This window comes from Dyadobacter jiangsuensis (genome assembly GCF_003014695.1).
In the GTDB taxonomy this organism is placed as follows: domain Bacteria; phylum Bacteroidota; class Bacteroidia; order Cytophagales; family Spirosomataceae; genus Dyadobacter; species Dyadobacter jiangsuensis.
The window spans coordinates 124211-145846 of record NZ_PYAS01000009.1; the positions used below are offsets into that span (position 1 = coordinate 124211).

Below are 21636 nucleotides of genomic sequence, written 5' to 3' on the forward strand. Positions count from 1 at the left end.
TAACGCTAAATGAAAAATGGTGTGCCGACCGGTTAAATCGGAAATTTTGTCTCAAAAGAGTGACGGAATGCGATTCTTTCGGACAAAATGGCAAGAAATCAATGGATTTTCTTCTCAATCTTCTTATGGATTTCGAGCGTTTCGGCCAGGGCCGCGGAGCCGTACCACATCAGTAAGTCCATGTCGAGCAGCTTCGCCTGTACGGCCGGGTCGGTTTCGACGAGCTTTCGGCCTTCCTCGATCGAGTCCGCATTGAGGATGAAAATACCCCGGTACTTGTCGTTTTTGAAGAACGGCCCTGCTACCACGAGCTTTCCGGTTTCGGCCAGGCGGTTGATATTCTGCATATGCCCGGCAAAAGCACTGTCCGATTTGCTTTTAGGAACGTTCGTCGCGCTGCCGGTTTTCAGAAGCACCATGACATACTTTTTCATACCATATTCATCCGCGTGGAGCTTTTTGGCGAGCGTGGAATCGTAAGCGGTGTTGGTGGATTGGGCAATGCCGTCTTGGGAAACAGCCGACAGGCAAGCCAGCAGGAGTGTGGCGCACAGTGTTTTCATCAGTTATCCATTTAAGTATAGGTTAATGAATAAATGTATTGAAATTTTGACTGAAAAGGAATGTACGCCGGTACCAAAAGCAAGAAGCTGCACAGGTACTCTGTACAGCTTCTCTCTATTTATTTGCATGTAAATCTTAAAGATCGATTTGTGTTTTCAGCAAATCCTCCATCGTCTCGCGCCGTCTCACCAACTTCGCCACGCCGTTGTCGATCAGCACTTCGGCCGGCCGGAAGCGGGCATTATAGTTTGAACTCATCGTCAGGCCATACGCGCCTGCATTCAGGAACACCAGCACGTCGCCCTTCCGAACTTCGGGGAGTTCGCGGTCGGTTGCGAACGTGTCGGTTTCGCAGATATAGCCTACTACATTATAATGTTTCAACTCACCTTTCGGGTTTGAAATATTGAGAATATGGTGGTAAGAACCATACATCATCGGGCGGATCAGGTGGTTAAGGCCCGAATCCACATGCACGAAGTTGCGCGCGGGATCTTCTTTTACCACATTGGTGGTCACAAAAAGGAAGCCCGATTCGCTCACCAGGAACTTGCCCGGTTCAAACCAGAGCTGCAACTCGCGACCATATTCCTGGCAGAAAGTCTGGAATCTTTTCGAGATTTTTTTACCCAGCAAATCCATATCCGTAATGGCATCGCCAGGCAAATAGGAAACTTTAAAACCACCACCGAGGTCGACCACTTGCAAGTCGGGGAAATGCTTGGCGGTTTCGAAAAGGATATCGGCCACTTTCAGGAATGGCTCGGCATCCTTAATATCCGAACCGGTATGCTGGTGCAAGCCGATCACTTTAATGTCGTATTTTTTGATCACCTCCAAAATCTGATCCAGCAGCAGCACCGAAATCCCGAATTTGGAATCGGCATGTGCCGTCATGATCTTGGTATGCCCGCCCGCAGCCACGTTTGGCTTGATGCGGATCATGCAGGGTTTGGTATTGCCGTAAGTTTGTCCAAACCATTCGAGCAGCGGAATGCTGTCGACGTTCACAATGGCCCCGGCTTCAACGGCTTCGCGTACTTCCTCAAAGTCTACGCCGCTGGGTGTAAATGTGATTTGGCCGGCATCATAACCCGCCATTTTTCCCATTTCAAATTCGCCCGGCGACACCACATCCAGTTCCACGCCGATTTCGCGCATCAGTCGGAGCACGGCCAGGTTAGTATTGGCCTTGCAGGCATATTTGATCTTCATATTCACGCCGGCAAATGCATGTTGCAGCTCGGCCGCCTTCCTGCGGATGGTCGCGCCGTCGTACACGTAAAGCGGGCTTCCGTACTGGTTGATGAGCTGGATCGGGTCGATGCCCTGGATAGAATATGGGTAATGGTCAGAAAGTTGCATTTTGTGATATGGGCGGCAACGAAATGCCGGAGTGATTGGATTATAAATATTTGTCGAGGTAAATGGCCATTTCCTGTTGCAGCGCCGCTGCTTCCTGCTTCGCTTTTCCGGCGAAATCGGTGCCATTGCTGGCGTAGATAATGCTGCGCGACGCATTGACGAGCAATCCGCAACTTTTGTTCATACCAAACTTCGAAACCTCTTCCAGGTTACCGCCCTGCGCGCCAACGCCGGGTACCAGCAGGAAATGGTCGGGGATAATGGTGCGGATCTTCTCAAAATCGGAAGCTTGCGTTGCGCCGACCACGTACATCATGCGCTCTGCGCCCGCCCAGGTCTGCGACGTACGCAGGACGTTTTCGTATAATGCAGAACCTTCCACATCGAGCCGCTGAAAATCGGCACTGCCCGGGTTGGAAGTCAATGCAAGCAGGATTACCCATTTGTCCTCGAATGCCAGGAACGGCGTCACCGAATCGCTGCCCATGTAGGGAGCCACGGTGATGGAATCGAAGTCGAGGCCGGAGGATGATTTGTCGAAAAACGCACGGGCGTACAAGCCTGACGTGTTACCGATATCGCCGCGTTTGGCATCGGCAATCGTGAAATGGCTTTTCGGAATATACGCTACCGTCTTTTGAAGGCTCTCCCAACCTTTTGGTCCCAATGCTTCGTAGAATGCGATGTTGGGTTTGTAGGAAACGCAATAGTCGGCGGTGGCGTCGATGATCTGTTTATTGAATTCAAAAATCGGATCGTCGGTTTTCAACAGATGCGCCGGGATTTTCTGGATATCGGTGTCCAAACCCACACACAAATAGGACCGTTTGGTCGAAATTTGCTGGAAGAGCTCTTGATAAGTCATGATTTTGTAAATATTGCGGCGAAATTACAACCTCTTCCAATAGATTCATAAATTTGCCCCAACATTAAACTTTGCTCCAACCAACACATAACCACAATATGCAGATTCGAGAAACTTCCATTGCCGGTCTAGTTGAAATATTTCCAAGGGTCTTCGGCGATGACCGTGGAGTATTTTTTGAATCGTATAATGAGGAGACATTTAAAAAACTCGGTCTGCCCGTAAACTTCGTTCAGGACAACCAATCGTTTTCCAGGAAGGGTGTGGTAAGAGGCTTGCACTTCCAAAATGCGCCTTTCGCGCAAGGTAAGCTGGTTCGGGTAATCTCGGGCAGAGTGCTGGATGTGGCTGTGGACATTCGTCCTGATTCGCCGACGTTCGGTAAGCACGAGGTATTTGAACTGAGCGGAGAGCAAAACAATATCGCTTACATCCCGGAAGGTTTCGCACACGGATTCGTGGCTTTGGAAGATTCTGTTTTCAGCTACAAATGCACGAATCTTTACAGTAAGGAATCCGAATCTGGTATCCTGTGGAACGACCCCGATTTGAATATCGACTGGGGGATTACCGATCCCATCGTTTCGGAAAAGGACCTGGTCCTGCCTACTTTCCGCTCACTTTTCGGTGAGTTGATCAAGTAGGATTAAATACTACTTTTCAAAAAGTTCTTCCAGCGCTTTCGACGCTACTTTCCGGGCCGAATGGGAATTTTGTCCGGTAATGAGCCTTTCGTCCATTTCGATGAATTCCACAAATGGGATCATTGCCTTGGTGTAATGCGCGCCGCGTTCCTTCAATTTGTCTTCGAGGTAAAAAGGGACTTCGCTCACAAAACTCACCAACGCTTCCTCGACGTTGGAGTAGCCGGTTACATATTTGTCCTGGATGAGTAATGTGCCATCGGATAGCCGCACGTTGAGCAACCCGCAAACGCCGTGCGCAACCGCGGTGACCATGCCGTTCCGCTCATAAATAGCCTTCGCGATGTTCTGCAGTTCGGTATTATCTGTGAAGTCCGACATTGCGCCGTGCCCACCAGCGAAATAGATCAGGCGGTAATCGGCGGGGTTAACATCCGATGGTTTAAGGGAATTTTGAAGCTTGACTCGGAAAGAGGCATCTTCCCAGTACCGCGCATTGCATTCGTCTTTCAGATCGATGCTCCTTTCATCCACCGGTATGACGCCGCCCAACGGGCTAACGATATCCATCAGGATGCGTCTTCTGGCCATTAAGTCGTAAAAGTGCGTCAGTTCATTCAGCCAGAGACCTGTTTTAGAGGTTTTGGTCGGATATGAGTCGTGGTTTGTGCAGACGATCAGGACTTTCATAGCTATACATGGAATGGCTCCGTGGAAATATACTATAAACCCCGGAAGTTTTCACCATGAAAGCATTGTGCTTAACTCAGCAGTTGGTTTTTGTAGGCAAATGCCACTGCGGCCGCGGTACTTTTTGTTCCGGTTTTTTCCAAAACCCGCAACCGGTGTCCTTCGACGGTGCGCACGCTGATGAACAGTTTGTCGCCGATTTCCGTGGTAGAAAGCCCGTCGCAAATCAATTGGAGTACTTCTTTTTCGCGGGACGAGAGCGCTACATTACATGCATTCGGGAAGAACGGATGCTTGTTGACCTGCCGGTTTACCATTTTGCGGTGCATGGCCTTGGAAACGAAGTCGTTATAGTAAAAGCCTTCTTCGTGCACCCTTCTGATCGCCTTTTCGACTTCGTCAGGGCTGGTATCTTTCAGCAAATATCCCTGCACGCCCTTTTCGAGCATGTGTATCACGAAACGGTCCTCGTTATACATTGAAACCACGATGATCTTGATGTTCGGGAAACGTTCGAATGCGGCTTCCGTGGCCTGAATGCCGTCCATAACCGGCATTTGAAGGTCCATGAAAACGATGTCAGGCGTATTGGCGGGCAGTCGGTCCAGGAGTTCCTGGCCGTTGCCGGCTTCCAGTATAAATTCGAAGTCGGGAATGCCGCTCAGCATAGAGATAAATCCCTTTCTGAATAATTCGTGATCGTCGGCGATTCCTAGTTTAAGGGTGCTCATAGCATTAAATATTCACTCGTTCCCGGCGGAATGGATGTAATGGTTCAGGTTTGTTACCGGATGCCGGGTTCACCGGAATCCTCGCGATAGCGCTGGAACCGCCCTTGGCCGGCTGTTCGTACTGGACTGTTCCATTCACAATAGCCAACCGGCTCTCAATTCCGAGCAAGCCCAGCCCTGCCAGGTTGCTTTCCTTTATTTTTTCCGGGTCGAAACCGACGCCGTTGTCAGTTACCCGCAAACCTATCATTTCTTCGTCGATTTCCAGCACAATATCGATTTTTGTGCAGCTCGCGTGCTTGATCGCGTTGTTGACCAGTTCCTGCATAATGCGGTAAAGCGTCAGTTCCAGTTTCTGGCCCTGACGCGGAAATTCCTCTGTGTTCGATTGGAAGGCAATCACCAGATTGTTGTCCTCTTCCAGCTTATGGATAAACTCCTCGATCGCCTCCATTAACCCGAACCGCTCCAACGTCGTCGGCACCAGGTCACGCGTGATGCGCCGCACGTGCAGGATCGTTTCTTCCACCAGTGACTGCGACTTTTTCATAATGCTTTCCTCCTTCTCGTCCCCCGAGTTGGCCACCAATTTGCTCAATTGATTGAGACTTAACTTTGTAAGCGAGAGCATCGTGCCAATATCGTCATGCAAATCCTGCGCGATCCGCCGTCGCTCTGTTTCCTCGGAGTTCAGCGCGGTATCGAGGAGTAGACGATTGTAGTTTTTCTCGATGTCGTTGATACGCTTTTCTTCTTCGAACCTTTTTTTCTGGTAGTACATCACAAATGCGATGACAAAGAACGCCATCATCAGCATCGCCAAGGACGCGATGAGTAGTGCCAGCTTCAGTTCGTCGTTATTTTGCATAGGAGTTGTCACGGTATTGGGCTATCCCAATGCTAAAAAGTATGAGACTTACGCTCTCAAACACGTAAGGTATATAATCGAGAGTCCCTATATCCATCCATTGGTCCCACCTGGCCGCATAATGCATAACCGGAGCAATGAACAGGAAGCTTGAATAGAACAAGAGCAACCCCGAACAAATCCAGAAAAAAGGATATGTCAGAAGATTGGGGATTTTAAGTGCGCGTATCGTATCATAAAAATAGAGCATTATCCAGAAAAGCATCAACAGGCTTTCGATCGTCGCAGAGTATAGAACTACATTTTGATCGTGCACGTCGCCTATCGATGAATTTGTATGAATAATATCCCACATGGAAAATCCCACGAATAGTGGCCATGAAAAAAGCAGCCATCTTCTGTGTGATTTGTTGTCGAACTCGTAGTAATACATCCAACTCGTCAGAACGTATCTTACAGGAATACTCACATTATAGTAAATCACATTGTTTTGTCTATGTGACGCCAAATCGAACATCACAAGATCAACACAGAGTTTTAATATCAAATAGACAAATAGGATGAGTAACAATTTCTCATTGTATGCTCTCTTTCGCCAAATCAGTAAAATAGGCAGCAGGTTCAAAAATACCGGGGCACTGATAACCGGCTGCCTTATGATATAGGAGAAGTAACTCTCAAGCATTGAACATGATCTAGAATGTTAGCAGCGGCGCGGACAAAGCGGGCCACCAGTCATTGCCTCGCCCGAATCAGGCATATCTTTCAGGCCTCCCAGTTGCGCGGTCCTGATAATGTCTTTACCATCGGCGTCGACAGGGACCAGAACAAGTCTTGGAGTTGGTTTTTTTGCTTTTTTAGTTTTGGTATCATCGTCTTCCTCTTCGTCTCTCAGCCCGTAATATACTCTGAAGCCAACGCAGTTGTCGCCATGCAGTTTGATCAGCTCGTTGAATGTGTGAATGCCGAAAAATTCAGCCTTCACATAGTTTTCACCTTTGTCGGTGAAGTAACGTTCCCTTTTCTGGTGTGGAATGGTAAGCTCCTGGGCGGCAGCTGCTGAAATCAGCTGGCCTTCCCGACCTGTAAATTTTTTGGTATCCATAGCTTTCGTTAAAATATAACAATTAAACAATGTAAATGTAAATACGGAGGCCGCGAAGGACAAGCCAACCATTTGCAATTGATTTAACGGTTAATTTGTAACTAATTGTAAATCAGTGCGATTTGTTCATTAGGAATGAAAATCGCGTAATTTTACGTATAGGTCCCGGGCAATAATACGATGTCACACTTGTAAGCCTACCCGTGCTGAAAATCAGGGATTTTTGCGCTAAAATACTTATGCAGAGCCTTGTACATTTGTAAAGCGTTAGGGAAGACTTTTCAAAAGCTTTCTCATCAAGATTAAAGGGTTAGGTTATAGTCGAAAGCCGCGAGGGGATGTCCTTGGCGGCTTTTTTGCCGTCAGATAATTCAAACGGGTTGATGGGCTATTTGTTTTGGATTGTGTTGTTGGGGCGAGCTACTATGCGTGTGGTAAAAGGCTGTTTATCAGCGCCAAACTGTCAATCCATTTAAACCAACTTTAATTATGAAAAGATTTCTTATTTCAGCTGTGTGCCTGGTAATCTTGACTTGGGCCTGTCAAAAAGAGGATGAAAAAGTAGTTCCTGGTATTGAGAAGAATACAACATTGACGGCCGAGGAACAGCGAGCCGCGGACAGAATGGGAGCTATGATACCGGTTTCAGAGTTCAAAGAAATGAAAGAGAGATTTCAGAAAGATATTAGTCCAGAAGATACAAGAGCTGTTTCCTATGGAAAAACCGTCTTGGAGAAGGTGTTATCGCAGAAGGGTTGTGTAGGTATTCGATTCTATTTTGCGAAAGATAAGAACGGGAAGCAAACTCTGATTTTTATCGGAGTCGATAAAAATGGAAAAGATATCACTGCTCCTGTGAACGCTAAAACACAAGAAGATCCGACGCAGACAGCGGGTGAGGGCCCGATTTGTCCAAGGCTTTGCTAGTATTTCTGTTAGAAATGAAGCCGCGAGGGACATTCCCTCGCGGCTTTTTTGATTCTATACTTCCAATGCCGACTTTTGACATTCATAGCAAATGAAGGTATGAAACCAACCATAGAAATCGAGTACTGCCCGAAATGCGGCTGGCTTTTACGCGCTGCCTGGATGGCGCAAGAGCTGTTGATCACTTTCAGTGATGATTTGCATGCAGTGCAGCTACGGCCTTCGGAAGTGGCAGGGCGGTACACCATAAAGCTAGGCGAGAGCCTGCTTTGGGATCGAAAACGCGAAGGCCACTTCCCGGAACCAAAGGAAATCAAACAGCGGGTGAGAGACATTATTGCACCGGATCGCAGCCTCGGACACAGCGATCGCTGATCGGATTTGAGGGGAGAATGGTGTCATTTTGGCGTACCGGATTGAGGTAAGCTGCAATTTTGGCATTTTATTGAGCCCTCGATTTCTGGGTATGGAAAAGACGAGATTAAAATGCGTTGATCCGCTTCAATGGCTGGTTACACGCAGATAAAAGATGTTTTCTGACCACACCGTCCATCACATTTTTGGCCGAAAACGATCTTTGGCACGCAGTTTTTCGTTAATAAGTAAAACTTGTGAACCTAAAACGCGATAGCTATGGAAAGCAAACTGAAAATACCCCGGGAGATGTTGATGAACATAGACTTTATCAACACAGTTAACGGTGGAATGAGTGAGCCCTCTATCAAGCTTGACAAAGGGTCGGACGGTTTCGAAGTAGTTGTGAAAATTCCAGGCATCGAGGTTGAGGATCTTCAATTGGAGGTTGTAAAAGGCAAGAGGAACTCAAATAACTTAAAGCTTTTCCACTTGCTGCCCATATTTTCACAGGAAAATTTGCCCGACGATGAGCAGTGGAAGACAATCCGTTTCATCAATACCTTCGTCATCCCGGACGGAGTAGATATAGACAATATATCAGCAAGGTACGACGATGGTCGTCGTCAATTGGTACTGTTCCTCCCATTTGGAGATGAGCAGGGGGATTATCACCGGAAGGTTGATATCGAACGTTGGTAGAAATTAGCGACTCATTATAACGAAGCCTGGCAAATCGCCAGGCTTTTTTATGGCTCAGGGACCGCCTCAGAGGGCTTTTCGACAAATACTACAAAGTAAATGGAGGGTATTATGGTACTAATCCGGGTAGGGTTTGTACGCTTCCAATAGAATGCATTAAGATTGAGTAAAGATTCCCCACTTTTTCAAAAAAGGAATTACATATCTGTATCTTGCATTATTAATTCCCTTAGTGCTCGTCAATCTCAACGTTATGAAAAAGTCTAATATTTTCGCTTTTATTGAGCTTACCAAGTTGGTCGAAGAACTTAAAGTTGACCAGTCCAAACTAAGGCAGAAACTGAAATCGCAGTCGGCCTACTTCAACATTATCGAACCAAGGTATTTTTCAGAAGGACTGGTTGGAGAGTGGGAAAGCATTCTTAGCGTCATCAAGCAAAAAGGCGCAAAGGTGAACGAAGAAGGCCGTGTGGTGTCGAATGCCGTGAGCAACACGATCGACCACCTGAGCGACAAGGAATGTTTGTCGCTGGTAGAGCGGGTCAACTCGATCTACGACTCGGTAAGAAAAGAGTTTCAGTAAAAAGGGGCCCTGCATGGTACTCCGCCAATGCAGGGCCGATGAGTTTAGTTCACCGTTCCGCCGTTCCAGACATCTTTGCCCGGTTGAACGAATGCAAGGCTGCCGTCGCGGTCTTCGGCCATCAGGATCATCCCGTGGCTTTCCATTCCCATCATCTTCCTCGGCGCCAGGTTTGCAAGGTATAGCACCTTTTGGCCTATCACTTCTTCTGCTTTGAAATGCTCGGAAATGCCGCTCAAAACGGTGCGCTGCTCCGAACCAATATCAATTCGCAGCTTCAATAGCTTCTTGCTTTTAGGAACATTTTCGGCTTCCAGGATGGTTGCGACGCGAATATCCATCTTCGCGAAATCGTCATACTGGATTTCAGGTTTGACAGGAAGTACTGTTTTGCCCTCCAACTCATTCTGGCGTTTGGCATCATGAAGCTTCTGCACCTGTTTTTCAATCACGCTGTCTTCTATTTTTTCGAAAAGCAATTTTCCTTCCAAAACAGGGGAGCCGGCAGCGAGCAGATCTGCCTTGCCCGCGTCTTGCCAGTTTTTACCCGACAAGCCTAGTTGCTCCTGAATTTTGGCTGAGGTAAATGGTAGTACCGGCTCTGAAACGATCGAAAGGGTCGCGGAAATCTGCAACGCAATATTCAATATTGTATTCACGCGCTCCGGATCGGTTTTGATCGCGTGCCATGGCTGCGTATCGGCCAGGTATTTGTTGCCCGTACGCGCAAGGTCCATAATCAATGAAAGTGCTTCGCGGAAACGATAATTTTCCATCGACTCGGCGATCCTTGCCGGGAACGCGGCCAGTTCGTCGAGCGCGGCACGGTCGATATCCTGTAATTCACCACGCTGCGGCACTTTGCCTTCGCAGAATTTCTGCGTAAGCACCACTGCACGGTTGATGAAGTTTCCGTAAATACCTACGAGTTCGCTGTTATTACGGGTCTGGAAATCTTTCCAGGTGAATTCGCTGTCTTTGGTTTCGGGCGCATTCGCGGTGAGCACATAACGCAGCACGTCCTGCTTATCGGGCAGCTCTTCCAGGTATTCGTGCAGCCACACGGCCCAGTTGCGTGAGGTCGAAATCTTGTCGCCTTCGAGGTTCATAAATTCGTTGGCGGGCACGTTGTCGGCTAGAATGTAATTTCCTTCGGCCATCAGCATAGCCGGGAAGATAATGCAGTGGAAAACGATATTGTCCTTTCCAATGAAATGCACGAGCTTGGTTTCTCCCTGCGACGCGTCTTTCGCAGGCTGCCACCATTTCTGCCAGCCTTCGTCGGTGCCATTCTTTTGGATTAACCAGTCTTTGGTCGCCGAGATGTAGCCGATGGGTGCTTCGAACCATACATATAGTACCTTGCCCTCGGTGTCTTCAACGGGTACTTTAATGCCCCAGTCGAGGTCGCGGGTCATCGCTCGGGGTTTCAGGCCGTCTTTCAGCCATGACTGGCATTGCCCGAATACGTTGGTCTTCCATTCGGAATGGCCGTTGACGTACGCTTCAATGTCGGGCTGCATTTTGTCGAGCGGCAGGTACCAGTTTTTGGTTGCTTTCAGGACGGGTTTTGCTCCCGACAAAGTTGAGCGCGGGTCTTTCAGTTCCAAAGGGCTCAAAGTTGAGCCGCAGCGCTCGCATTGATCGCCATAAGCATTGGGGTTGGCGCAAACTGGACAGGTACCTACGATATACCGGTCGGCCAGGAATTGCTGCGCCGTTTCGTCATAGTATTGCTCGGTCGTTTCCTCGATGAACACCTTTTTATCATACAAATCCCTGAAAATTTCGCGGGAAGTTTCGTGGTGAACAGGCTTACTGGTGCGAGAATATACGTCGAATGAAATACCCAGCGATTTAAACGAAGCGTCGATCTGCTCGTAATATTTATCAACCACCTGCTGAGGGGTGAGTCCTTCCTTTTTGGCGCGGATGGTAATAGGTACGCCATGCTCGTCGGTGCCGCTGATAAACGCTACTTCTTTGCCGGAGGAGCGCAGGTAGCGAACGTATATATCAGCAGGTACATAACAGCCCGCCAAATGTCCGATGTGGATCGGGCCGTTGGCGTAAATCAACGCTGCTGTGACGGTATATCTTTCGGGATTGGAAATCGGCATTTGAATTCAGGGATTTGGTTCAATCATCGGAGCCTGGCCTGGCTCCCCGGTGTAGCCGGAGCGTAAAATTAGTAAAAAGGCTTGCAATGGTGTGACAAACTACTTTTTTACTACGAACTTTGACCCAAACAATTTGTTTTGCTTACATGAAAGTACTCATTACCGGTGCGACGGGCTTGGTGGGCAGTGCAGTAGCCAGGAAGTTCTTGTCGGAAAATCATGAAGTATATGCGCTGGCGCGCCCCGGTGCGGATAAGCGCCTGCTCGCGGACGCGCATCCGCGGCTAACCTGGGTGGAAGGTGACATTCTCGATGTGCTATCCCTTGAGAAGGCCATAGAAACGATGGATTACGTGGTCCACACAGCCGCCGTTGTGTCGTTTGTGCCGCGCGACCGGAAAATGATGTATAAAGTAAATGCCGAAGGAACCGCCAACGTGGTCAATGTGTGTTTGAAATACCAGACACGAAAACTGGTGCACGTAAGCAGCATTGCCGCCATCGGGCGTCCCGATCCGCGTAAACAGGCAACCGGGCAGGGTGTGGTTTTGAACGAGGGGCAACGGTGGGAAGATTCGCCGGAAAATTCGGAATATGCCAAAACCAAACATATGGCCGAGCTGGAAGTGTGGCGGGGCATTGCCGAAGGGCTAAATGCGGTAGTCGTGAACCCGACGATCATTTTGGGTGAAGGTGATTGGGAAAAGAGCAGTACTCAGCTTTTTAGGTACGTATATAGAGAAAAGCCATTTTATACAGAGGGTATTGCGAACGTCGTGGACGTAAAGGACGTGGCCGAAATCGTGTATCGTCTGGCCGGTTCGGACATTACCGGCGAGCGCTTCCTGCTTAACGCGGGGAGCATTTCCTATCAGAATTTGTTTAACCTGATAGCGGATAAAATGCGCCGCAAAAGACCGTCGTTCAAGGTCGGTGCTGGTTTGGCCGGAGTGATATGGCGGGTAGAGGCGGTGCGGACCTGGTTGTTGGGTACAAAGCCGCTGATTACCAGAGAAACAGCGCAATCGGCCGCCAGAAAAATCACTTACGACAACGGCAAAGTGAAGAAAGCATTGGATTTTCAATTTAAGTCTATTGAGGAAACGGTGTCCCGCATTAGTGAAAGTTTGCTCGGGAGGATTTGAAATCCGGGGAATTATTTTATAACTTTCTTTCATTAACAGTGGTGCATTTGCCCTCGATTCTAACCTAGCGGTTCGTATGATGGAGAAAAATTTTGGTGAAAGGAAGGATTATATGAAGGAGACACTGCTCAGGTTCGAAAGAATGCTGAAAACCAGCGAGCCGGTCTTTTTTGATTTGGACACTTACGAAAAGGTTACAGTACACTACATAGAAAAGGGGGATTGGGAAAAGGCTTTCAAAGCCTGCGAGATGGGCCTGTCGGATTACCCTTATTCGCTTGACCTGCTGCTTAGCATGGTCCAGCTGCACGCCAACCGCGGCGAGCACGAAATGGCCCTCGAAATATTGGAGCGCGCCTCACTCTTTCACCCAGGCGATATCGAAATCTCTTTCATGCAAGTGGCAGTGGCCAACATGATGGGGGAATATGAAGAAGCCATTGAAATCCTCGAAAACCTGCTCGGCAGGGTGGAGGACAGGGATGAGATCTACTTCCAGATCGGGCAGACTTACCAGAACTGGGGTAAATACGAAGATGCGATCAAATATTACAAACGGTCGCTTCGCAACAATTTGAACAACGAGAATGCGCTTTACGAACTCGCCCATTGCCTTGATCTGGTAGGGCAGCTGGAAAGCCATTTGGAATATTATAACGAGCTCGTCGACCGCGATCCGTTCTCGCATCATGCCTGGTACAACCTCGGGATTGCATTCAGCAAGCTGGAACGCCACGAGGATGCCGTGCACGCGTATGAGTACGCGACGCTGATTAAGGATGATTTTGCCTCCGCGTTTTTCCAGCTTGGGAATTCCTACATGAACCTGGAAAAGTACGAGGATGCCAAAATCCAGTACCTGCGGGCCATCGAGCTGGAAGGCGAACAGCCGGAAACATGCTGCTGCCTCGGTACTTGTTATGAGAAGTTAGGCGAGTTTGAAACAGCCATTAAATATTACCGGCAAACCGTAAAACTGGATAGCCAGTGGGACGACGGCTGGTATGGCCTCGGCATTTGTTTCAGCGAGCTGGGCCGTTGGTATGAAGCGGTAGGTTTTCTCCGTAAGGCGATCCAGATCACCGAGCTGAACCCTGATTACTGGCTGGCTCTGGCCGAAACTGAATTCAAAGTTGGTAATGTCGTTTCGGCATTCGAAGCGTTTGAAAAAGCAGCGGAAATAGAGCCCTCCAATCCGGATATCTGGCTGAAATGGTCATACGTGCTGTTCGAGCAAGGTAACTATGCCCGTGCGTGCGATTTGCTGCAAGCGGCGATCGATGAAATGTCGGAAGAAGCGGATTTGTACTATCGCATGGCTGTTTACCAGATCCACGCAGGACAATACCGCGAGGCATTGGTAAACCTTGAAATTGGTCTGACGCTCGATTACGATGCGCACGAGCAGCTTTTCGATTTCTTCCCCGATTTGGAAAAGCAAAAAGCATTGTACCGCATTATCGAGCAGTACCGCGAGAAATAATCAAGTCAGGCTTTCATAAAGCTGAACAAGCTGCCCGGCAATGTGTTTACCTGAAAATTGCTGAACGTATTGCCTGCCTGCCTCCGATAAAGTATTTCTAAGATGAACATCAGTGACCAGTTTTAGTAGCTGTTCGCTGATGTTTTCTGTTTGATAGGGATCTGCGTAAAGCCCGCCCGGCCCGCCCGCTTCTTCGAGGCAGGATCCTTTGGCCGCCAACACCGCTGTGCCGCTGTGTAATGCCTCGACGATAGGAATTCCGAAGCCTTCATAAATCGAGATATAGGCGAATACCTCCGCCTGTTGGTACAATGCAGGCAAATGCGCCGTCGACACATTGTGGAGCAGAAGCACCCGATTTTCAAGTTTCAGCCGCTGAATCGTTTCCGTGATTTTTTGCAAATAGCCGGTTGGCTTGCCCACCAATAACAGTTTGAAATCATGGTTTTTCAATCGGGCAAATGCCTCTACCAACCGGTGCTGGTTTTTGCGCTCTTCCAAGGTGCCGACGGAAAGAATAAATGGGCCGGCAATGCCATATTCAGCGCAAATGCGGCTTCTTTCTTGCAGGGGAAGCTGCTTTTGAAATACCGGGTTGCAATCCTGGTAAATGACTTTGATCTTCGCGTCATCCACACCATATAATTCGATCAAATCCCGGCGCGTTTGATCGCTTACCGCTACGACGGAATCGGCGCGCTTGCAGGCCGACTGGAATTTGTGGCGGTAAATGGCGCGGTCGACGGGCTTGAAAAGATGGGGGAGCCTTTCGAAAATCAGGTCGTGAATGGTGACAACCGACCTAATGCCTGCCTGGTGCAGCCCTTGAGGGATTTCGTTGCTCAGGCCGTGGTAAATGCTGACGTTATCTGCACGGAGCTGTCGCGTTATCCGCGCGTAGCGCCAATAAGCCGAAAGCTTCTGGTCGATAAACCCCTTGGGATAATGTATTGATCCGCTGGGAAATCCGTCGAACAGATGTCGGTTGTTTTTGGGGGTGTAGGCAAGATATTCGTGGCCGGATTCATGCACCGTCAATGCATCGAGCACGAAGCGGCTGTAATTTCCCAGACCAGTTTTATTGGCGAACGCTCTTTTAGCGTCGAATCCGATGCGCATCATGTATCACTGCAAGGCTTTCCGGGCAAAAGTCCGTATTTTTGCGGATACCACCGAAAATTATTGGTGGCTATTTTGTGTTACATAGGAATGAAGAGAAACAATGTCCGCAAGCAGGGTAACCCCAAAGCATCCTCCCTTTCAACAGCCGAAGAATATCAGATACACACGCTGGCCAACGGGATCCGTATTGCACATAAGCAGGTTCCTTACACGCAAATAGCGCATTGCGGCATTATGCTCGACATCGGTAGCCGCGACGAATTACCGCATCAGCAAGGCCTCGCCCACTTCTGGGAGCACATGGCTTTCAAGGGTACCGAGAAGCGAAGCTCCTACCACGTGATCAATCGGCTTGAAAACGTCGGCGGCGAGCTGAATGCCTATACTACCAAAGAGAAAATATGCTTCCACGCCTCTGTACTCGACGACCATTTCGAGAAGGCGATGGATTTGCTGGCCGATATTACTTTTCATTCCGTATTTCCCGACAAGCAGATCGAGCGGGAGCGGAACGTGATTTTGGAAGAAATGTCGATGTATGTCGATTCCCCGGAAGACGCCATTCAGGATGATTTCGATCAGCTGATTTTCCCGGATCATGCATTGGGAAGTAATATCCTCGGCACGGCCGAAACGGTCAACTCATTTGGCCGGGAGCAATTGTACGAATTCATCAATCATAATATCGACACCGAGCGAATTGTGGTTTCATCGGTGAGCCGGTTGCCTTTTTCAAAAGTGATCCGCATTGCCGAGAAGTACCTGGGCGGTGTGCCGCATCGTACGACCAGCAGGCAACGCAATGCGCCTTTGATCTACACGCCTGTGCGCCAGGAACGCGAACGCCCGATCCAGCAAGCACAAGTGGCGATGGGCCAGCCTGCCTATGCATTACTCGATGAGCGCCGTTTGCCGTTTTTTATGCTGGTGAATTTGCTCGGCGGACCCGGAATGAACTCCCGCTTCAACCTTTCGCTGCGTGAGAAATATGGGTTTGTGTATTCCATCGAGGCGAATTATACGCCTTATCTCGACACTGGTTTCACGGGTATTTTCTTCGGTACGGAGAAAAAGCAATTGAATAAAAGTATTTCTCTGATCAACAAAGAGTTGAAGCGAATCAGGGAGGTGCCTTTGACTACATTGCAATTACATCAAACCAAGGTGCAGCTCATGGGCCAGCTGGCGATGTCGGAAGAAAGCAATATGAGTTTCATGCTTATGATGGCTAAAAGTATTCTGGATACTGGTAAAGTCGACTCACTGCCGGAGATTTTTGGCGAAATCGAGCAGATTAGTGCGGCCCAGTTACAGGAAATCGCGATGGAACTGTTTAATGAGCAAAATTTCAGCTATCTGACGTTCCTGCCGGAAGAATGATATTTCAGTATTAATACAAAAAGCGCTGCCAGTTTCATAAAAACGGCAGCGCTTTTTGCTTATTCAACCCTTTTTACTTCGCTTCGGCCCGATAATACATCGTCGACGTATTTTCAGGTCTCAGAATGCTTTTTGCAGCATTGTTAATGTCATCCGTGGTTAACGCCCTGATGATGTCCGCATCGGCGTTGGCCCAATTCACATTGCCCGCGTTGGCGGCAAATGCAAGGTTCATCGCCCGGTTGAGCAGTTCCACTTCCGAGAATGCCAGGGATGCCTCCGATTGATTTTTTACTTTGGTTACTTCTTCTTCCGTAGCGCCATTTTCAACAATTTCCTGTAAAATTTCAGTCACTGCGGCATCGGCTTCTTCCAATGTGACGCCGGGGTTCAGGTTTCCTTTAACCATCAAAAGCCCCGGATCCAGCGAGGAAATTATACTGCCGCTTACGCTATTGAACAGCGCACGCTCTTTCAGCAGCTTCTGATACAGGCGCGAAGACTTTCCTCTTCCCAAGACATCACTCAGCAAATCGCCCGCGTAAAAGCCCGGGTCGTACCTGCCCGGCATATGGAAAACCTTGATCAGCGAATTAAGCGGGACATTAGCCGAGGTTTCAAGAAACCGGGCTTCGGTCTGAACCGGCTCGGCAGGCAAGTTGCGGACGTAAGCCGGGCCGGCCGGGATTCCTCCAAACCATTTTTCGGCCAATTCCTGCACTTTTTCAAATGATACGGCGCCTGCAACTACCATGACCGCGTTGTTGGGCCGATAGAAACGGAAGAAGAAATCCTGCACATCGTCCATAGTCGCGCGTTCGATGTGACCGATGTCCTTACCGATCGTTGCCCAGCGATAGGGATGCGTTTGGTAGGCTAGTGGCCTTAATTTGAGCCACATATCGCCGTATGGCTGGTTGAGATACCGCTGTTTGAATTCCTCGATCACGACCTTGCGCTGCACTTCGAGCACATTAGGATCAAAAGAGAGGCTCAGCATCCGGTCAGATTCCAGCCAGAACGCGGTTTCTACATTATCTGCCGGTAATGTGATGTAATAGTTGGTAATATCCGGAGACGTGAATGCGTTGTTCTCGCCGCCCACGTTCTGAACAGGGATATCGTAACTGGGAATGTTTTTGGAGCCGCCGAACATCAGATGCTCAAACAAATGTGCAAAACCGGTGCGTTCTTCGTCTTCATCCCGCGAGCCCACGTTATACAGGATATTTACCGCAGCCATGGGTGTCGAAAAGTCTTCGTGGACAAATACCCGAAGGCCGTTACCCAAAGTAAACTGCTTGTAGCGAATCATATTTTATCAAAAAGGAAGTTGAATAGAGAGAATATGCCCAAAATAAAACCTGCGGTCGAAACCCGCGCATTCAATTATGGGTTATAAACAAAGCTACTGTTCAGCTGGGATACCACCAAACCAATTTGAGTCGAAAGCCATGCAAATTACACTTCGTTCCCTGTGCCTGGGGATTTTACTTGCCCTTTGTTCCGTCCAGGCCAATGCCCAATTGCTGAATGACCCCGCCTCATTAAAAAACATCCAGAACAGCCTCGATAAAATATACAACTACGAGTTCGATGAAGCCGTTCAGATCATCGATCAGGTAGAGAAAAAGTATCCCAACCACCCGGTTTCCTACATCCTGGACTCATTTATCCTTTATTGGAAATACCTGCCGATCAAGGACAATCCGGCCAAATCCAAAGAGTATATCCAGAAACTCGATCAATGCCTGGAAGCGATTAATAAGCGCTATGGAAAGAATAGTACCGATCCCGAAGCCGTGTTTTACACGATGGTCGCCAGGGGGTATATGGCGATGATGTACAACTACCGCGGTGAAATGATGGCTGCGGCAGGCGAGGGGAAAAAGGCGTACAATGCATTTGTGGAAGGTTTTAAACTGATGCATAAGAACCCGGAGTTTTACTTCACATCCGGGATGTATAATTATTACGTGGAAGTGTATCCGGAAGAACATCCGATCGTAAAGCCATTGCTGGTGTTTTTCAAAAATGGCGACAAAGCCCTGGGATTGAAACAGGTGGATACGGCCACGAAAGTCGGGACGATAACTAAGGCGGAGTCGTGCTATTACATTTCCCACATTTACCTGAAATATGAATCGAAGCCGGAGAAAGCGGTTGCTTACATGGAAAAACTGGTAGAGATGTATCCGCGAAATCCTATTTACCTGATGAAGCATTTGGAAGCACAGCTGCTCTCGGGCAAATATGATGAAGCATATGAAGGTGTGCAGCTGCTTCGCAAGCAGGGAACCGGCTTTTATCCCGCTGCCTGGCGGACGTTTCAGGGGATTTTGGAAGAAAAGGACCGGAAAAATGACGCTGCCGCGCAAAAGGAATACCTGGCAGCGCTTAAAACACCTCACGACGATCAATACACGAAAGAATACCATGCATTTGCTTACGCGGGTCTCGCACGTATTTCCGCGCGGGCAGGCAACAAGGCGAAAGCCAGGGAGTATTATAAAAAATGCCTTGGCAAAGCCGAATATCGTTCGATTGTCCGGGAGGCCAAGGCATTCAAATAGGGCTGGAAAGCTAGTTCGGGAACTGGCTTTTGTCGAGCCCCGGAATGATTTTCAGCGCATTTTTATAATAGAGCTTTTTCAAAACTTCGTCAGATAGTCCCATCCCGTACATGCGCCAGAACGCGTGGTACTTTTTGTGGTAGGGAAAATACTCATCCTCGGTTTCCAGCACGCGGAAATAGGTAGCGTATTCGGCAGGTACCCAGCTGTCTTTTCCAAAAAGGACACGGTCCTGGTATTTATCAAAAAACTTCTTGGCGGTGCGCGGCTGGCGGCCGAGTTCGGCAATGACGGCTCCTATTTCCACATACATATTCGGGAAAGCGATCATCAGGCTGTCGAGCTTTTTGAGGTTGTTGGGGTACCAGCCCATGTGCGCATTGATGAACGTCGTTTTCGGGTTCATCTTGAAGATATGGTGCTGCTCGGCGATCAGCGAGTCGAACGGAATGGGGTCATTAGGCCCGCGTTTGCGACCCGGATGGGTTTTCAATTCCAGCCACCGTTCGTTGTAACGGTCCATCGGGTCCCAGAATGACGGTACGTCGGCGGTGTGGATCAGCACGGGAATGCCCAGCTCGCCGCATTTCTGCCATACCGGCTGCAAGCGCGGATCGCTCACCGGTACGCGGTTCCCTTTGTCGTCTTTAATGCCGGCAAAACCGAGGCTTTTATAAATTTTCAGGCCTTTGGCACCCATTTTCACATCTTCCTCCAACTGCTTCACGGCTTTTGCAGACCAATCTTTGTCACCAAAGCCTTTGAATTGCAGGTTGGTAAAAACAGCGATGCGCTTCGGTTCGTTTTTGGCTACGTTTTCCAGCGAACCCTTCAAAGTAGCTGTGCCCTCTGCCCAATCCTGCGACCAGCCCCTGCCACTGAGGTTCACCATAATACCCATATTCAGCGCATCCATTTCTTTTACCAGCGCTTTCAGGTCCTGCGACGGCATCTGGTACTGGTGGTTATGCACGTCGATGAATGGGAATTTCGCCTTTTTCAGCGGGTGCTCTTCCACTTTCAACGTGGAAATAGGATCGTATTCTTCAAACCCGAGGGGTTGTTCGGCAAGCGGGGCGGATGATTGCTGGGCACATGCGCTGAAAGTCACGCCCACCGAAAGGGAGAGAAACAGTACTACTTTTTTCATGCAAATCTATTTTGAACAGGAACGTTAGCTATGCAATACCCGGTCATGCGCCCGGTTTATAGATCAATGCAACACAATGCGCGGCAATGCCTTCCTCCCTTCCTACGAATCCCAAATGCTCGGAGGTAGTCGCTTTGATCGAAATATCTTCTTCTGAAATACCGGTAACTTCGGCCAGGCAGGTTTTCATGGCCGGAATATGCGGGTTAAGCTTAGGGTTTTGCAATACGATAGTCACATCTACATTGCCTACTTCGTAACCCTTTTCGCGGATCATTTCCAGTACTTTTGCTAAAAGGATCTTACTGTCGACACCCTTCCATTGCGGGTCCTTGTCGGAGAAATGGTAGCCGATATTGCGGAGATTTGCCGCACCCAGGAGCGCGTCGCACATCACGTGGCAAACGACATCGGCGTCGGAGTGCCCTTTGGCACCATGTGTATGGGGGATTAAAATACCGCCGAGCCAGAACGGTCGGCCTTCTACTAATTGGTGAACATCGTAGCCCTGGCCTACGCGGAATGGGAACATAATAAGTGTAAAAACTACTGTTGATTAAGATTTTGAGTTAGTTGGATTGCGGTCCCCTTTGTCGATGTTGTCTAATCGAAGATCGATGCCGTCGAAACGTTGATCCATTTTGTCTAATCGAAGATCGATGCCGTCGAAACGTTGATCCATTTTGTCTAATCGAAGATCGATGCCGTCGAAACGTTGGTCCATTTTGTCTAATCGTCGATCGATGCCGTCGAAACGTTGGTCCACTTTGTCAAATCGCCGCATTGTAAATTCAAACAGCCGATCCAAATCTTCCTTTCCAAGTAAGGATTCATGTACCAACTTCTGCAAAGCTGTGAGATTGTCCATTGCGTCTTCCACATGCGTCTGCCGTTCGTCTACACGAAACACATACTTGGCAAGTTCGCGCATAGATTGGTCAAGCGAACTGATTTCATTCGCTGTCTGCGCACGCGACTTCCGCAATTCATTGATTTGAGCCTCTGCGCGGTCGAGGCGCATGAGAATTTCGGCTGACATTTCTTCCAGGTTACTGATTCTTTCGCTGTCTTTCATAAAAGATAGGTTAACAAATATAACAATTCTTTCCTACCTATACGGGCGAAGGGCACTTTGGTAACGATATATCGAACAGCAATTTTCCTGCGGTGAAAAAAGTGATGAAAATCGCTTTTTTTGACGTTGCAGGGCAACTTTTTACCGACTAGCTTTGGTTACCTTTATGAATCAACACAATCAACATATC

22 protein-coding genes are annotated in these 21636 nt (G+C 48.6%); 9 read left to right on the forward strand and 13 right to left on the reverse strand.

Translation table 11 applies throughout. The features are described 5' to 3' along the window. Nucleotides 1–98: 98 nt before the first annotated feature. The 3 genes from CLV60_RS19050 to pyrF form a co-directional block, all read right to left on the reverse strand. Nucleotides 99–563: a YciI family protein gene (locus tag CLV60_RS19050; protein WP_106596963.1), complete on the reverse strand. Its 465-nt coding sequence runs from the start codon at nt 561–563 to the stop codon at nt 99–101. Between the two features lie 136 nt (nt 564–699). Continuing rightward, entirely contained in the window at nt 700–1929 is a 1230-nt protein-coding gene (gene lysA / locus CLV60_RS19055; RefSeq protein WP_106596964.1) for a diaminopimelate decarboxylase, read from the reverse strand. A 40-nt stretch (nt 1930–1969) separates the two neighbouring features. Beyond that, nucleotides 1970–2794: an orotidine-5'-phosphate decarboxylase gene (gene pyrF, locus CLV60_RS19060; protein WP_106596965.1), complete on the reverse strand. Its 825-nt coding sequence runs from the start codon at nt 2792–2794 to the stop codon at nt 1970–1972. Between the two features lie 98 nt (nt 2795–2892). On the opposite strand from pyrF, the gene rfbC reads away from it, so the two are divergent. Beyond that, entirely contained in the window at nt 2893–3438 is a 546-nt protein-coding gene (gene rfbC / locus CLV60_RS19065; protein WP_106596966.1) for a dTDP-4-dehydrorhamnose 3,5-epimerase, read from the forward strand. A 9-nt stretch (nt 3439–3447) separates the two neighbouring features. Here rfbC and CLV60_RS19070 read toward each other — a convergent pair whose 3' ends face one another. From CLV60_RS19070 to CLV60_RS19090, 4 genes are all read right to left on the reverse strand, one after another. Further along, a complete protein-coding gene (locus CLV60_RS19070) occupies nt 3448–4128 on the reverse strand; it encodes a type 1 glutamine amidotransferase domain-containing protein (protein ID WP_106596967.1) in 681 nt (226 codons plus the stop codon). 71 nt (nt 4129–4199) lie between these two features. Beyond that, nucleotides 4200–4859 carry a response regulator transcription factor gene (locus CLV60_RS19075; protein ID WP_015812427.1) on the reverse strand — a complete coding sequence of 220 codons (660 nt, stop codon included), beginning with the start codon at nt 4857–4859 and terminating at the stop codon, nt 4200–4202. Nucleotides 4860–4863: 4 nt separating this feature from the next. Then, a complete protein-coding gene (locus CLV60_RS19080; protein WP_106596968.1) occupies nt 4864–5727 on the reverse strand; it encodes a sensor histidine kinase in 864 nt (287 codons plus the stop codon). Nucleotides 5728–6430: 703 nt separating this feature from the next. Continuing rightward, nucleotides 6431–6832 (reverse strand): hypothetical protein, encoded by a 402-nt coding sequence (locus CLV60_RS19090; RefSeq protein ID WP_106597185.1) that lies wholly within the window; start codon nt 6830–6832, stop codon nt 6431–6433. Between the two features lie 489 nt (nt 6833–7321). Between CLV60_RS19090 and CLV60_RS19095 the strand changes: the two genes are divergently transcribed. The 4 genes from CLV60_RS19095 to CLV60_RS19110 all read left to right on the forward strand — a co-directional run bounded on the left by CLV60_RS19095 (nt 7322) and on the right by CLV60_RS19110 (nt 9398). Next, nucleotides 7322–7759, forward strand: a complete 438-nt coding sequence (locus CLV60_RS19095; RefSeq protein ID WP_106596970.1) for a hypothetical protein — start codon at nt 7322–7324, stop codon at nt 7757–7759. A gap of 99 nt (nt 7760–7858) precedes the next feature. Continuing rightward, entirely contained in the window at nt 7859–8134 is a 276-nt protein-coding gene (locus CLV60_RS19100) for an Rdx family protein (RefSeq protein WP_106596971.1), read from the forward strand. A gap of 258 nt (nt 8135–8392) precedes the next feature. Continuing rightward, nucleotides 8393–8815: an Hsp20 family protein gene (locus CLV60_RS19105; protein ID WP_106596972.1), complete on the forward strand. Its 423-nt coding sequence runs from the start codon at nt 8393–8395 to the stop codon at nt 8813–8815. A gap of 253 nt (nt 8816–9068) precedes the next feature. Then, on the forward strand, nt 9069–9398 hold the full coding sequence (locus CLV60_RS19110) for a hypothetical protein (protein ID WP_106596973.1): 330 nt from the start codon (nt 9069–9071) through the stop codon (nt 9396–9398). A gap of 44 nt (nt 9399–9442) precedes the next feature. Here CLV60_RS19110 and metG read toward each other — a convergent pair whose 3' ends face one another. After that, a complete protein-coding gene (gene metG / locus CLV60_RS19115) occupies nt 9443–11518 on the reverse strand; it encodes a methionine--tRNA ligase (RefSeq protein ID WP_106596974.1) in 2076 nt (691 codons plus the stop codon). Between the two features lie 146 nt (nt 11519–11664). Here metG and CLV60_RS19120 point away from each other — a divergent pair, with 146 nt between their 5' ends. Both CLV60_RS19120 and CLV60_RS19125 read left to right on the forward strand, forming a co-directional pair. After that, a complete protein-coding gene (locus CLV60_RS19120; protein ID WP_106596975.1) occupies nt 11665–12663 on the forward strand; it encodes an NAD-dependent epimerase/dehydratase family protein in 999 nt (332 codons plus the stop codon). A gap of 76 nt (nt 12664–12739) precedes the next feature. Beyond that, a complete protein-coding gene (locus CLV60_RS19125; RefSeq protein ID WP_106596976.1) occupies nt 12740–14146 on the forward strand; it encodes a tetratricopeptide repeat protein in 1407 nt (468 codons plus the stop codon). On the opposite strand, the gene CLV60_RS19130 is transcribed toward CLV60_RS19125, so the two are convergent. Further along, nucleotides 14147–15268, reverse strand: a complete 1122-nt coding sequence (locus CLV60_RS19130) for a glycosyltransferase family 4 protein (protein WP_229211044.1) — start codon at nt 15266–15268, stop codon at nt 14147–14149. 87 nt (nt 15269–15355) lie between these two features. Between CLV60_RS19130 and CLV60_RS19135 the strand changes: the two genes are divergently transcribed. Continuing rightward, complete coding sequence (locus tag CLV60_RS19135; protein ID WP_106596977.1) at nt 15356–16648, forward strand: M16 family metallopeptidase; 1293 nt, start codon at nt 15356–15358, stop codon at nt 16646–16648. A gap of 73 nt (nt 16649–16721) precedes the next feature. Here CLV60_RS19135 and CLV60_RS19140 read toward each other — a convergent pair whose 3' ends face one another. Next, a complete protein-coding gene (locus tag CLV60_RS19140; RefSeq protein ID WP_106596978.1) occupies nt 16722–17963 on the reverse strand; it encodes a M16 family metallopeptidase in 1242 nt (413 codons plus the stop codon). 139 nt (nt 17964–18102) lie between these two features. Here CLV60_RS19140 and CLV60_RS19145 point away from each other — a divergent pair, with 139 nt between their 5' ends. Continuing rightward, nucleotides 18103–19221: a tetratricopeptide repeat protein gene (locus tag CLV60_RS19145; protein ID WP_106596979.1), complete on the forward strand. Its 1119-nt coding sequence runs from the start codon at nt 18103–18105 to the stop codon at nt 19219–19221. A gap of 10 nt (nt 19222–19231) precedes the next feature. On the opposite strand, the gene CLV60_RS19150 is transcribed toward CLV60_RS19145, so the two are convergent. From CLV60_RS19150 to CLV60_RS19160, 3 genes are read right to left on the reverse strand one after another with little or no spacing between them, the layout of a single operon-like run. Further along, complete coding sequence (locus tag CLV60_RS19150) at nt 19232–20371, reverse strand: amidohydrolase family protein (RefSeq protein WP_106596980.1); 1140 nt, start codon at nt 20369–20371, stop codon at nt 19232–19234. A gap of 43 nt (nt 20372–20414) precedes the next feature. Next, complete coding sequence (gene ispF, locus CLV60_RS19155) at nt 20415–20903, reverse strand: 2-C-methyl-D-erythritol 2,4-cyclodiphosphate synthase (RefSeq protein ID WP_106596981.1); 489 nt, start codon at nt 20901–20903, stop codon at nt 20415–20417. A 24-nt stretch (nt 20904–20927) separates the two neighbouring features. After that, nucleotides 20928–21446 carry a hypothetical protein gene (locus tag CLV60_RS19160; protein WP_106596982.1) on the reverse strand — a complete coding sequence of 173 codons (519 nt, stop codon included), beginning with the start codon at nt 21444–21446 and terminating at the stop codon, nt 20928–20930. Nucleotides 21447–21636: the final 190 nt, after the last annotated feature.

Excerpts from the sequence above, each read along its gene's own strand:
- CLV60_RS19100 (WP_106596971.1), top strand. The coding sequence starts at position 7,859 with ATGAAACCAACCATAGAAATCGAGTACTGCCCGAAATGCGGCTGGCTT.
- metG (WP_106596974.1), bottom strand. The coding sequence starts at position 11,518 with ATGCCGATTTCCAATCCCGAAAGATATACCGTCACAGCAGCGTTGATT.
- CLV60_RS19150 (WP_106596980.1), bottom strand. The coding sequence starts at position 20,371 with ATGAAAAAAGTAGTACTGTTTCTCTCCCTTTCGGTGGGCGTGACTTTC.
- CLV60_RS19075 (WP_015812427.1), bottom strand. The coding sequence starts at position 4,859 with ATGAGCACCCTTAAACTAGGAATCGCCGACGATCACGAATTATTCAGA.
- CLV60_RS19140 (WP_106596978.1), bottom strand. The coding sequence starts at position 17,963 with ATGATTCGCTACAAGCAGTTTACTTTGGGTAACGGCCTTCGGGTATTT.
- lysA (WP_106596964.1), bottom strand. The coding sequence starts at position 1,929 with ATGCAACTTTCTGACCATTACCCATATTCTATCCAGGGCATCGACCCG.
- CLV60_RS19095 (WP_106596970.1), top strand. The coding sequence starts at position 7,322 with ATGAAAAGATTTCTTATTTCAGCTGTGTGCCTGGTAATCTTGACTTGG.
- pyrF (WP_106596965.1), bottom strand. The coding sequence starts at position 2,794 with ATGACTTATCAAGAGCTCTTCCAGCAAATTTCGACCAAACGGTCCTAT.
- CLV60_RS19070 (WP_106596967.1), bottom strand. The coding sequence starts at position 4,128 with ATGAAAGTCCTGATCGTCTGCACAAACCACGACTCATATCCGACCAAA.
- CLV60_RS19090 (WP_106597185.1), bottom strand. The coding sequence starts at position 6,832 with ATGGATACCAAAAAATTTACAGGTCGGGAAGGCCAGCTGATTTCAGCA.
- CLV60_RS19160 (WP_106596982.1), bottom strand. The coding sequence starts at position 21,446 with ATGAAAGACAGCGAAAGAATCAGTAACCTGGAAGAAATGTCAGCCGAA.
- ispF (WP_106596981.1), bottom strand. The coding sequence starts at position 20,903 with ATGTTCCCATTCCGCGTAGGCCAGGGCTACGATGTTCACCAATTAGTA.
- CLV60_RS19080 (WP_106596968.1), bottom strand. The coding sequence starts at position 5,727 with ATGCAAAATAACGACGAACTGAAGCTGGCACTACTCATCGCGTCCTTG.
- CLV60_RS19125 (WP_106596976.1), top strand. The coding sequence starts at position 12,740 with ATGATGGAGAAAAATTTTGGTGAAAGGAAGGATTATATGAAGGAGACA.
- CLV60_RS19120 (WP_106596975.1), top strand. The coding sequence starts at position 11,665 with ATGAAAGTACTCATTACCGGTGCGACGGGCTTGGTGGGCAGTGCAGTA.
- CLV60_RS19050 (WP_106596963.1), bottom strand. The coding sequence starts at position 563 with ATGAAAACACTGTGCGCCACACTCCTGCTGGCTTGCCTGTCGGCTGTT.
- rfbC (WP_106596966.1), top strand. The coding sequence starts at position 2,893 with ATGCAGATTCGAGAAACTTCCATTGCCGGTCTAGTTGAAATATTTCCA.
- CLV60_RS19130 (WP_229211044.1), bottom strand. The coding sequence starts at position 15,268 with ATGATGCGCATCGGATTCGACGCTAAAAGAGCGTTCGCCAATAAAACT.
- CLV60_RS19105 (WP_106596972.1), top strand. The coding sequence starts at position 8,393 with ATGGAAAGCAAACTGAAAATACCCCGGGAGATGTTGATGAACATAGAC.
- CLV60_RS19145 (WP_106596979.1), top strand. The coding sequence starts at position 18,103 with ATGCAAATTACACTTCGTTCCCTGTGCCTGGGGATTTTACTTGCCCTT.
- CLV60_RS19135 (WP_106596977.1), top strand. The coding sequence starts at position 15,356 with ATGAAGAGAAACAATGTCCGCAAGCAGGGTAACCCCAAAGCATCCTCC.
- CLV60_RS19110 (WP_106596973.1), top strand. The coding sequence starts at position 9,069 with ATGAAAAAGTCTAATATTTTCGCTTTTATTGAGCTTACCAAGTTGGTC.